General features: G+C 40.4%; 7 protein-coding genes and 1 tRNA gene. 5 read left to right on the top strand and 3 right to left on the bottom strand.

Annotated features, from left to right (window positions below; translation table 11 throughout):
* Positions 1-127 precede the first annotated feature (127 nt).
* On the top strand, positions 128-2143 hold the full coding sequence (locus DCO56_RS01285) for a recombinase (RefSeq protein WP_108631964.1): 2016 nt from the start codon (positions 128-130) through the stop codon (positions 2141-2143).
* A gap of 104 nt (positions 2144-2247) precedes the next feature.
* On the opposite strand, the gene DCO56_RS01280 is transcribed toward DCO56_RS01285, so the two are convergent.
* Both DCO56_RS01280 and DCO56_RS01275 read right to left on the bottom strand, forming a co-directional pair.
* Positions 2248-2337, bottom strand: a tRNA-Ser gene (locus DCO56_RS01280).
* A gap of 127 nt (positions 2338-2464) precedes the next feature.
* Entirely contained in the window at positions 2465-4582 is a 2118-nt protein-coding gene (locus DCO56_RS01275; protein ID WP_108631963.1) for an HD family phosphohydrolase, read from the bottom strand.
* Between the two features lie 152 nt (positions 4583-4734).
* Here DCO56_RS01275 and rpe point away from each other — a divergent pair, with 152 nt between their 5' ends.
* The 4 genes from rpe (at position 4735) to DCO56_RS01255 (ending at position 11912) form a co-directional block, all read left to right on the top strand.
* Positions 4735-5415, top strand: coding sequence for a ribulose-phosphate 3-epimerase (gene rpe, locus DCO56_RS01270; RefSeq protein ID WP_108631962.1), 681 nt, complete (start codon positions 4735-4737; stop codon positions 5413-5415).
* A 367-nt stretch (positions 5416-5782) separates the two neighbouring features.
* Complete coding sequence (locus tag DCO56_RS01265; protein ID WP_108631961.1) at positions 5783-8545, top strand: bifunctional aconitate hydratase 2/2-methylisocitrate dehydratase; 2763 nt, start codon at positions 5783-5785, stop codon at positions 8543-8545.
* Positions 8546-8595: 50 nt separating this feature from the next.
* Complete coding sequence (locus DCO56_RS01260) at positions 8596-10863, top strand: aconitate hydratase (RefSeq protein WP_108631960.1); 2268 nt, start codon at positions 8596-8598, stop codon at positions 10861-10863.
* 176 nt (positions 10864-11039) lie between these two features.
* Positions 11040-11912, top strand: a complete 873-nt coding sequence (locus DCO56_RS01255; RefSeq protein WP_108632894.1) for a hypothetical protein — start codon at positions 11040-11042, stop codon at positions 11910-11912.
* 107 nt (positions 11913-12019) lie between these two features.
* On the opposite strand, the gene DCO56_RS01250 is transcribed toward DCO56_RS01255, so the two are convergent.
* A complete protein-coding gene (locus DCO56_RS01250) occupies positions 12020-12856 on the bottom strand; it encodes an MBL fold metallo-hydrolase (protein WP_108631959.1) in 837 nt (278 codons plus the stop codon).
* Between the last annotated feature and the right edge of the window lie 99 nt (positions 12857-12955).

Genomic DNA, 12955 nt, shown 5'->3' with positions numbered 1-12955 from the left:
AATCTCCTTGTTTTGGAGCAAATAGATTGTATATTTTAAAACAATTTGGTACTAAATATGGTATCTTAAGACGTTAAAGTTTATACAGGCTATTCAAAGGGCCATTGAAAGCGAATAATAAGAATTTATGAGAAAAAAAATGGATCAGAAACAGCAAATGGCTGAATTGTTTGATCGCTATAAAAATAATCTGGATAATCCAGCGTTTGATGAAATTGAACTTTTGGTTTTAATTGTAGCCATTATTCGTCCAAAAAGAGTTCAGTTATTTTATCAGGTTGATATCCGGTTTTTTCTTGATTTTTTGCAGGAGTTGCCCGATACAAGGCGTCAATTTGTTCAGTATCTCAAACGTGTTCTCTGGCGGAGAGATTTTGATCAATTGGTGTCCGATACGGGAATTATTAGTTATGCCGACTTTATTTATGAACTCAAGAAGCGAATAACGGAGCGCTATCTGCCTTATCAACCGGCGAAGCCGACCTTACAATATTTACTGAACCAGGTGTTTTATACCGTGAAAGACGGAGATTGGGTGTCAACGATTCCTGCGGAGCAATTGCATGAGCTTTTTCGATTATGTGAATTCAATTCGATTTATGATGATGAGACGGATTTTGAAATGATAGAAATCTTATATGGCATAGAACTGCTGGTGCAACGTATCACGGGGCGTGCCATGGAAACTGATGTGAATAAAATGGTGCCTGAGTTTCAGAACTTCGATAGCCCATTTATCGCAATCATGCGGGAGTTTACTGAGTTAAATGATCGTATTTTACAGTCGGAGACAAAATACATTACATCTGAGGATCTTTCATACAAACAGTTGTTGGTGCTTCATAAGCAATGCGAAACATATATAGAAACGGCTTTTAGCAATTCACATCGTTTTGGTATTTCTATCAAAGTGAATCAATCCTTATTGCGAATTCGTCAACAGCTGGAGCGCATCAAGGAGATGCTCTCTTTTTTGGTGATTGATACGGAATCCCAAAAAGCAGATAAAAGCATTGAATTGGCGAAGACGCTGATTGGATATAATTCCAGAAAAAGCAATATCCGTAAATTAATAGGGCAGAGAACGCAGTTGCTGGCCTATGAAATTACGCATCATACAGCGCAGACGGGGGAACACTATATTACATCGACCCATCGGGAGTATTGGAAGATGTTTCGTTCTGCCTGCGGCGGCGGTGTAATTGTGGGGGCGATGTGTATCGTAAAACTATTGTTGGGAAAAGTGGAGACAAGCGAATTCGGACATGCGTTTTTGTATAGCTTGAATTATGCGATCGGTTTTACGATGATCTATCTTTTTGGTGCGACCTTGGCGACGAAGCAGCCGGCGATGACAGCCTCATCGCTGGTGAACGCGATCGAACAGGGGGCTTCTGATCAAGGTGCAGACAGACACCGTTATTGGATTTTTGCGCAATTTTTTGCACGTTTATTTCGTTCGCAGTTTATCGCTTTCGTTGGTAATGTGGTTATGGCATTTCCCATTAGTCTGTTGTTAATTTGGGGAATAGAGCAGCTGTCAGGTGTAAATATAGCAAGTGCAAAATGGCTACATCTGGTCGACGATTTAAACCCGACGAAGACTCCCGTTATCTTGCATGCTTCTATTGCGGGTGTATTTTTATTTCTGTCGGGGATTATCGCTGGAAGTATTTCAAATCGAGATAAACATAATTCTGTTTACTACAGAATTCAGGAGCATCCCTTGTTGAAAAAGATATTTGGGAAAACGAAGACGGACAAGATAGCCTCTTTTTATGAGAAGAAATGGGCTGGTATCGTTTCCAATCTCTGGTTTGGTGTTTTTATGGGGTCAACTGCTTCGATCGGGATGTTTCTTGGTCTGAATTTGGATATTCGACATATCACTTTTGCGAGCGGGAATCTGGCGCTTGGTCTATTTGGGCATCATATGGAGCTGTCCACGGATATTTGGATATGGGGAATTTTGGGTATCGGTATAATTGGACTTTTTAATTTTCTGGTAAGCTTTGGTTTATCATTGGTGCTCGCGTTCCGTTCGCGAAACCTGTCGTCTAAGGAGCTGGCGAAAATGGCCAAGGCGGTATGGATTTATTTTAAGATGAATCCAAAATCTTTTTTCTTTCCACCTAAAAAATAACTAGCCAGTTGTTGGAGGTTCTTTGGCGGTTGCGGGAAGAAGGGATTTAGGGAATTGCACTTAAATTAAAAAAGCTCAACATTAGCTGAGCTTTTTTAAAGTCTTGGCGGAAGAGGCGGGATTCGAACCCGCGGTACCGTTTCCAGTACGACAGTTTAGCAAACTGTTCCTTTCGGCCACTCAGGCACCCTTCCGTGTTTTGACATTGCAAACATAAGGCAATTATTTGAATCTGCAAAGCCTAAATATCAAAAAAAATGCAAAAAAAACGTAACGTTACAATAAGCATTTGAATTTCAATTTGTTGTTTAGCAATTAAAATTACAATGTTTTTTTGCTTAAATCGTAATCCACCCGTACATGGTAAATACTTTTGAGCATAGCCTTGAAGATAACGGCCGATTCGGTAATATCTTTCAATGTAATATTGCTATTATTGAATTGTCCGCGCATCAGTTTATGTTCGATTATTTTATCCACAAGATTATTGATGGACTCCTCTGACGGTTCTTTTAAAGCTCTGGACGCCGCTTCCACTGAATCGGCCATCATGAGTACAGCCGTTTCCTTAGAGAAAGGAATAGGGCCGGGGTAGGTAAATAAAGACTCGTCAACGAGTTTGTCCGGATTGTTTTTAACAAACACATTGTAAAAGTAGTCCACACGGGTGGTGCCATGGTGCGTCCGGATAAAATCGAGGATCACTTCGGGAAGCTGATGTTTCTTAGCGATATCCACACCTTTGATGACATGGGAGATAATGATCTGTGCGCTTTGTTCCGGAGAAAGTTCATCGTGTGGATTTTTTTCCGTTTTTTGGTTTTCAATAAAAAATTGTGGATTGGTCAATTTGCCGATGTCATGGTACAGTGCTCCGGCGCGAACCAACAGCGGGTTGCCTCCAATTTTATAAATTGCGGCCTCAGCCAGATTTGCTACCTGTAGGGAGTGCTGAAAGGTACCCGGTGCTTTGAACGATAGTTCCCGTAATAATTTGGAGTTACTGTTTGTGAGCTCCATCAGGGTCAGGTCAGATACTATTCCAAAGAGTTTTTCGAAAGCATAGATCATCGGATAGGCCAGCAACGTGATCATGACACTGACCAGGAATGGAAGGAGGTCCGACCAGTAGATGGTGTCAATAGAGCCATTTCTTGTGACCACTAGCCCGATGTAAGCGATCCAGTATGTCCCCAAGATAATTGCCGAAGAAACAAACAGCTGCTCACGTTTTACCAATGTTTTGATACTATAGATTGCAACAATGCCTGCCATAAATTGTAAAAAGACAAACTCAAAACTGTTCGGTACAAAGAGTCCGGCCAAAAGCACCATCAACAGATGGATATTCAGCGCGACACGGGTGTCAAACAGGATGCGAATGATAATGGGGACGGCACAAAACGGAATATAATACAAATTGGGTATTTTGATCTTGATAGCCCAAGAGAGTACGGCAAGCATCCCGATGATGACAATCATAATAATCATCAATAACCTATTGTTGAAATAAATGTCCTTTCGGAAAAGGAAAAGAAATACCATGAGTATCGAAAGAGCGAGGGATATGATCAGAAATTGTCCCAGAGTGACATAGTTTTGATTTCCGCTTATTTTGCCTTCATCTTCATACACTTTACGTAGCGATTCGAGCTTCTGGTAAGTCTCATTGGATATAATTTTTTCTTTTTCCGCAATCAGTTCACCTTTCTGAACTACACCTCGCGTGGCGGATATATTTGTGATCGCATTTTGTTCAAGCGCTTCGGTTTGCTGATCGTTATAAATGTAATTAATCGTGATGTAATTTTTTAATGTCTCCTCGAGCCAGCCTTTCTGTTTGATTTTGGTCAGCTTGGGCATTAAATTGTCCATATATTCATAAGAGCTTTCAATGGTGTAACAGTCCGCCGTATTTTTTTGTGAAGCAACCTTATCTTGTATTAATGTAAAATTATAATGTTTCGAAGCTGGGGATTTGTCATTGTTGCGGTTTTGAAACCGGTTATTCAGCGAGAGAATACCTTTCCCATAGAGGTGGTTTAATATTGCATTTCCGGCACTGCGATAATCGTTGATATTTTCATGTGTTGTATCCAGTTTGCTGCTTTGCCATTTTTCGGACAAATCGGTATTGAATTGGTCGATCTGCTCTTTACTTGTTGTCGAATTGGCATTATAAATCGGCTGGATCGTATTTAAGATACTTTTTTTGTCTGCATTGAGCTCTTCCTGTGTCTTCAGGATCGCAAAATTGTAAGGTGATATGAGATTTTCATGGTTCCAGACTTTTCCTTTTTGAAACTCATATCGGAATCGTGGTTGTTTGGGAAGAAAAATACAAATCAGGACGATTGTGATTAGTATTAATCCAATTTTTCGGATGAGATTTTCGGTTGTATTGAGCTCTCTTTTGTATTTTATTTTTAATCTTCCCACTGTGAACGATGTTTTTATATTAAGTTAATATACAAATGTAGTTATAATTTATTTTTTGTGAATTCTATTGGGTACAGTTTGATTCATGTTAAATATGTACAACGCTGTGTCGAAAGAAAAATACTTGTTATCTTTGCGAAAAAAAATACAACATGTCAACAAAATCACATCTTATTGCACCATCCGTTCTTGCTGCAGACTTCGCAAAATTATATGATGATATCATCATGGTAAACAATAGTGAGGCTGATTGGTTTCATATAGATATTATGGACGGTGTTTTTGTGCCGAATATCTCCTTTGGATTTCCGGTAATGCAAGCTATTGCGAAACATGCCACAAAACCATTGGATGTACATTTGATGATTGTTGATCCTGATCGTTATTTGCAAGTGTGTAAAGATTCCGGTGCCGAGATAATTACCGTGCATTATGAGGCTTGCACGCACTTGCACCGTACATTGGCAGCTATTAAAGAATTGGGCTGTAAAGCAGGGGTTGCATTGAATCCACATACGCCGGTTGCTCTTTTGAAAGATGTTTTAGCTGACTTGGATCTGGTCTGTCTGATGTCTGTCAATCCTGGATTTGGTGGACAAAAGTTCATTTCAAATACCTATACAAAAGTTCAGGAGCTCCGGGCAATGGCTGCCGGCATAAACGATGGTTTGCTTATTGAAATTGATGGCGGGGTTACGACTGCAAATGCAGCGCAGCTGTTGAAAGCGGGTGCTGATGTACTCGTTGCTGGTTCTTTTGTTTTTAATGCTTCGGATCCATTGGAGACCATCAAAAAATTGAAAGATATAGATATCAATATAGAAAGCATATAGCGGTATTTAGAGGTGATTTAATAAAATAAATCACCTCTTTTTTTTAAGATTGATAAGGGTGAAAAAATAGATTCAAAAAAAAATGGCCGGATTGCATAAGTACTGTTTAGAACAATTCCAAATTGATTTAAATAAATGGAATGCATGCGTTTAAAGTTGGATTTTCACTATTTTTGTATTTAGTCATAATAGTTGATTTACGGTAAATGAATCAACTTAAAAACACGAACTGAAGGGGCTGATTTATAATGTAATGTAGTGAACTACAGGAGTTATTATATTTGCTTAATTATATTACAGACACGGTAGCGCAGGAAGGTAAGAGTATATCTTCTGAACTACCCTTAAAATAGAAAGATTGATATCTATGAGTATTTACAACGATTACGTACAAGAGGTTGTAGAACGAGAAGGCCAAGGGTTACATCCTAAGCCTATTGACGGAGCAGAATTACTAAGTGAGGTAATTGCTCAGATTAAAGATTTAAACAATGAAAATAGAGCAGAATCTTTAAGATTGTTTATTTATAATACTTTGCCGGGCACTACGCCAGCTGCTGGTGTTAAAGCGCAGTTTTTAAAGGAGATTATTCTAGGGGGATCAGTTGTTGCTGAAATCACACCGGATTTTGCTTTTGAGCTGTTGTCTCACATGAAGGGTGGGCCTTCTATTAACGTATTATTGGACCTGGCGCTGGGTACTGATCTTGCGATTGCAGGTCAGGCGGCAGAGGTGCTTAAAACGCAGGTTTTCTTATACGATGCTGATACGGCTCGTTTGAAAGAAGCCTTTGAACAAGGTAATGCTATTGCAAAAGATATTTTGGAGAGCTATGCAAAAGCTGAATTCTTCACGAAACTTCCTGAAGTAGCAGAAGAAATTCAGGTGGTTACTTTTATTGCGGGTGAAGGTGATATTTCTACGGATTTATTGTCTCCGGGTAACCAAGCGCACTCCCGTTCTGACCGTGAATTACATGGTAAATGTATGATCACGCCAGAGGCACAACAACAAATTCAGGACTTACAGGCACAACATCCCGGTAAAAGCGTCATGTTGATCGCTGAAAGAGGTACAATGGGTGTCGGATCCTCACGGATGTCAGGAGTGAACAATGTGGCCTTATGGACCGGTAAACAGGCAAGCCCTTACGTTCCTTTTGTAAACATTGCGCCGATTGTAGGTGGTACAAATGGTATCTCTCCAATTTTCTTGACGACAGTAGACGTTACGGGCGGTATCGGTATCGACCTTAAAAACTGGGTGAAAAAAGTTGATGAAAACGGAAATGTGGTTCGCAATGAAAAGAATGAGCCTATTCTAGAAGAGGTTTATTCTGTTGCCACAGGTACTGTGTTAACCATCAATACAAAAACAAAGAAGTTATATAATGGTGAACAAGAGCTTATTGATATTTCAAAAGCGCTAACACCACAAAAAATGGAGTTTATCAAAGCAGGCGGTTCTTATGCCATTGTATTTGGTAAAAAAATCCAAACTTTTGCTGCACAAACTTTAGGTATCCAAGCGCCGACAGTATTTGCTCCTTCGAAAGAAATTACCATTGACGGTCAAGGCTTAACTGCTGTAGAAAAAATCTTCAACAAAAACGCTGTTGGGGTGACTCCAGGAAAAGTATTGCATGCTGGTTCTGACGTACGCGTGAAAGTGAATATTGTCGGCTCTCAAGATACGACCGGTTTAATGACTGCTCAGGAGTTGGAGGCAATGGCTGCTACAGTAATTTCTCCTACAGTTGACGGTGCTTATCAATCAGGTTGCCACACCGCATCTGTATGGGATAAGAAAGCGCAAGCGAATATTCCAAAATTGATGAAATTTATGAACGATTTTGGTTTGATTACTGCACGTGATCCAAAAGGGGTTTATCACTCCATGACCGATGTGATCCACAAGGTGTTAAATGATATTACGATTGACGAATGGGCCATCATCATTGGTGGTGACTCGCATACACGGATGTCTAAAGGAGTTGCTTTTGGTGCTGACTCGGGTACTGTTGCATTAGCATTGGCTACGGGTGAGGCTTCTATGCCGATTCCTGAATCTGTTAAAGTGACTTTCAAAGGTAGCATGAAAGAACACATGGATTTCCGTGATGTTGTACATGCAACACAAGCACAGATGTTGCAGCAATTTGCTGGAGAAAACGTTTTCCAAGGTAGAATCATTGAGGTTCATATCGGTACATTACTTGCCGATCAAGCCTTTACTTTTACGGACTGGACTGCGGAGATGAAAGCAAAAGCATCCATCTGTATTTCTCAGGATGATACGTTAATTGAATCGTTAGAAATTGCTAAAAACCGTATCCAAATCATGATTGATAAGGGTATGGAAAATAAAAACAATGTTTTACAAGGTTTGATCGATAAGGCTAACAAACGTATCGAAGAAATCAGATCTGGTGCTAAACCAGCATTGACGCCAGATACCAATGCCAGATACTATGCTGAGGTTGTGGTTGACTTGGATCTAATTGAAGAACCAATGATTGCAGATCCAGATGTAAATAACGCGGACGTTTCTAAACGTTATACGCACGATACGATTCGTGACCTTTCTTACTATGGCGGAAACAAAAAGGTAGATTTAGGTTTCGTTGGTTCATGTATGGTGCATAAGGACGATTTAAAAATCGTTTCCAAAATGTTGCGTAATATCGAGCAGCAAAAAGGTGTCGTTACCTTTGAAGCTCCATTGGTTGTTGCAGCGCCAACATATAATATTATCGATGAGTTGAAAGCAGAAGGCGACTGGGAATTCTTGCAAAAATATTCAGGATTTGAATTTAGCGATGCATTGCCAAAAAGTACTGCCCGTACAGAATATGAAAATATCATGTATCTGGAGCGTCCCGGTTGTAACCTTTGCATGGGTAACCAGGAGAAAGCTGCAAAAGGTGATACGGTGATGGCTACGTCAACGCGTTTGTTCCAAGGCCGTGTCGTTGAAGATAGAGATGGTAAAAAAGGAGAATCCTTATTAGCGTCTACACCTGTTGTTGTGCTTTCAGCGATTTTAGGACGTATCCCTAATATTGAGGAATATAAAGCTGCTGTCGAAGGCATTAACTTAACTAAATTTGCGCCTATTCCGACAAAATAAAAGCTATCAGGGTTTCAGTAACTTAATTAAATAACATAAATAAGAGAGATATGGCTTTTGATGTAGATATGATAAAAAAGGTATATAGCCGTTATGACGAACGCATTGCTGCGGCTCGTCAGGTGGTGAACAAACCTTTGACTTTATCTGAGAAAATTTTATATGCCCACCTTTGGGATGGTAATGCGACAGAAGATTACAAACGCGGCGTTTCTTACGTTGATTTTGCTCCTGATCGTGTCGCGATGCAAGATGCAACTGCACAAATGGCTTTATTGCAATTTATGCAGGCCGGACGTCCTAAGGTAGCAGTTCCTTCTACGGTTCATTGTGATCACTTGATCCAGGCCAAAGAAGGGGCAGATAAAGATTTAGCCCGTGCTAAAAACGAAAGTTCAGAAGTATTTAACTTCTTGAGCTCTGTTTCAAATAAATATGGTATCGGTTTCTGGAAACCCGGTGCTGGTATTATCCACCAGGTTGTATTGGAAAATTATGCATTTCCGGGTGGCATGATGATTGGTACCGATTCACATACCGTGAATGCTGGCGGTCTGGGTATGGTAGCCATCGGTGTAGGTGGTGCTGATGCCTGTGATGTGATGGCAGGCTTGCCTTGGGAACTAAAATTCCCTAAATTGATCGGTGTTAAATTAACCGGTAAATTAAGTGGCTGGGCAGCAGCAAAAGATGTTATTCTAAAAGTTGCCGGTATCTTGACTGTAAAAGGGGGAACTGGTGCTATCGTGGAGTATTTCGGCGAAGGTGCAGAGTCTCTATCTTGTACAGGTAAAGGAACAATCTGTAATATGGGCGCTGAAATTGGTGCTACAACCTCAACATTCGGTTACGATGAGTCCATGGAGCGTTACCTTCGTGCGACAGGTCGTGCTGAAGTTGCTGATGCTGCCAATGCCATCAAACAACATTTGACAGCTGATGCTGAAGTCTATGCTAATCCTGAGCAATATTTTGATCAATTGATCGAAATCAATCTTTCGGAACTGGAACCTTCATTGAATGGTCCATTCACGCCAGATTTATATACGCCGGTATCACGTATGCGTGAGGAGGCCGATAAGAATGGCTGGCCATTGAAAGTGGAATGGGGATTGATCGGATCTTGTACAAACTCTTCTTATGAGGATTTATCGCGTGCTGCTTCCATTGCGAAACAAGCGGTGGATAAAGGGCTGATCACCAAAGCTGAATTCGGTATCAATCCAGGCTCTGAGCAGGTTCGTTTTACGGCAGATCGTGATGGTTTGTTAAAGACATTTGAAGATCTTAACGCAACGATATTCACCAATGCTTGTGGTCCATGTATCGGTATGTGGGATCGTGTGGGGGCGGATAAGCAAGAGAAAAACACAATTGTTCATTCATTCAACCGTAACTTTGCGAAACGTGCGGATGGTAATCCAAATACGTATGCATTCGTTGCCTCGCCAGAACTTGTTGCTGCGATAGCAATTTCCGGTGATTTGGGCTTTAATCCGGTTACAGATACCCTAACAAATAATAAAGGCGAGCAAGTGAAGTTGGATCCACCTGTGGGTGATGAGTTACCAACAAAAGGATTTGCTGTAGATGATCCAGGTTATCAGGCCCCAGCGGCGGATGGTAGTGCAGTTGTCGTTGACGTTGCGCCAACATCAGATCGTCTTCAATTGCTGGAGCCGTTTGCCGCTTGGGAAGGTACAGATTTAAAAGGTTTGAAGTTGTTGATCAAGGCTAAAGGTAAATGTACGACAGATCATATTTCTATGGCTGGTCCTTGGCTGAAATACCGTGGTCACTTGGATAATATCTCAAATAATATGCTGATCGGTGCGGTAAACTTCTTCAATGAAAAAACCGATAATGTGAAGAACCAGTTGACAGGAGAGTACGGTCCTGTTCCGGCAACACAACGTGACTATAAAGCAAACGGTATTGGATCAATTGTAGTAGGGGATGAGAACTATGGTGAAGGGTCTTCCCGTGAACATGCTGCCATGGAACCTCGTCATTTAGGCGTCCGTGCAGTATTGGTTAAATCTTTTGCTCGTATTCACGAGACAAACCTGAAAAAACAGGGTATGTTAGGGTTAACCTTCGCTGACAAGGATGACTATAACAAAATTCAAGAAAATGATACGATTGATATCCTCGGCTTGACTGAATTTGCTCCCGGAAAACCATTAACTCTTGTCTTACACCATGCAGATGGAACACAAGAAGAAATTTTGGCAAACCATACCTATAATGCACAACAGATCGAATGGTTTAAAGCAGGTGGTGCTTTGAATATTATTCGTAAAAATCAAGCGAAATAAATTGATTCCATAAAATTTTAGCTTAAAAGCTGCTTTCCAACGAAAGCAGCTTTTTTTATGCAAGCTCTACATAAAAACATTTCTGTGATCTTCGTCATATTTTCCTAATTTCCACATGATTTATTTGGTTATAAAATAGAATGGGGGTACTTTTGCCCAACGTTTTTAGCGCTGATATGAGAAAAATATTTTTGACGATTGGAGCACTTGCATTAAGTGTTTCGAGTTTATTTGCACAGGAAAATCCCGAGATAGGAAAAAGCATCTTTAAGCCAAAGAATTTAAGGACAGAAAGTAATAAAGGGAAGTTTTTCTTCTTTTGGGGATATAACTTTTCTTCGTATGCAAAATCTGATATACATTTTACAGGTCCAAACTATGACTTCATTCTCCATGATGTAAAAGCAGGAGATCGCCCGACCAAATTTGGATCAACCTACTTTGATCCCAGCCGTTTGACTATTCCACAATTTAATCTGCACTTTGGCTATTATATCAAAGATAACTATTCCATCTCTTTAGGTTGGGATCACATGAAATATGTAATGGATATCCCACAGCAGGTTAAGATCACAGGATATATTGGCGATGAAATCTCCAATCCCAGTATACCGACGGGAAACCGGGCTGGACAATACAACGGCGAAATGATTACGGTGGATTCTGCGATGCTAACTTTTGAACATACAGACGGCTACAATTTTGCTTCGGTAGGGTTAGAGCGATACGATGATATCATCAACAACCGCAAAGGTCAACAGGTGCTCACCATGGAGTCTGGTATAGATGTTGGGCTTTTGATACCACGATCTGATGTTCGCCTTTTTGGCGAGGGCGCCAATCACTTCTGGAATATAGCTGGATACGGTGCTTCGGCAAAAGTAGGCTTACACTACCGTTTTTATAAAGGACTTTACTTGCAAGGAAACTTTAAAACGGGTTGGACAGATCTGTACAATATCCGCACAACAGGTAGAAGAGGCGTCGACAAAGCCACACAGCAGATCTGGTTTTTTGAAAACTATTGGGCCCTGGGCTTTAGATTCTAACGATTTCAATTTATAATATCATAAGAAAGGGGCTGTCAACAACAGCCCCTTTCTTATGATATTTCCGTCGGGGAACAAGATCATTTCATGAGCGCAACGAAGTCTTCCTAAATATCACTTAATTTAAAGATATCTTTGACCCGAATCCCTTTCTCTGTATGTTGTAAGGTACAGCATTCGTTAATCGGATCATGTTCAAAGAAAAGAATATATTCATTGTCTACGATTTCATTCCAGTATGTATTGCGTTCTTCCATGGTAACCAACGGTCTCACATCGTAGCCCATGACATAGGGAATGGGAATATGACCAACAGAAGGCAATAGATCTGCCATATAGAGTACCGTTTTTCCCTTATATTGAATCTGCGGCAACATCATCGCTTCGGTATGGCCATTGGCATACCGAATGCTGATATCTTTGCCAAAAGGATTTTCAATATCTTCAACAAATTTTAACTGGCCGCTTTCTTGAATAGGAAGAATGTTCTCTTTCAGAAAGGATGCTTTTTCCCTCGGATTCGGAGCTGTTGCCCAAGCCCAATGATCACCATTGCTCCAAAAATTTGCATTTTTAAATGCAGGAGATAGTTTTTCACCTTCACGAACGATCGCACCACCGCAATGGTCAAAATGTAAATGTGTCAGGATGACGTCCGTGATGTCATTTCTTTCAAAACCTAGACTTGTGAGCGATTTGTCCAGTGTGGCATCACCGTGTAAATAGTAATAACTGAAAAATTTTTCAGTTTGTTTGTCGCCGAGGCCAGTGTCTACCAACATTAATCTATTACTTTCTTCAATCAGGAGTAAACGGTTGCCCCATGTGCACATATTGTTGGAGTCGGCTGGATTTGTTTTGTTCCAAATGCTTTTTGGAACCACTCCAAACATCGCACCGCCATCCAATTTAAAGAAGCCTGTTTCTATCGCGTGTAATTTCATTTTATTAATATTTGTAAAGCTTGGAACAATTTACGAAAAATCTAAATCATAAGGACGGTACAGGAAGATATTGTGCTAAAAAAATATGCTAAAAATTTT

The organism is Sphingobacterium athyrii, assembly GCF_003071065.1.
Taxonomy (GTDB): domain Bacteria; phylum Bacteroidota; class Bacteroidia; order Sphingobacteriales; family Sphingobacteriaceae; genus Sphingobacterium; species Sphingobacterium athyrii.
Note: the sequence above shows the minus strand (reverse complement) of the source record. Positions and strands in the feature narration are given on the sequence as shown.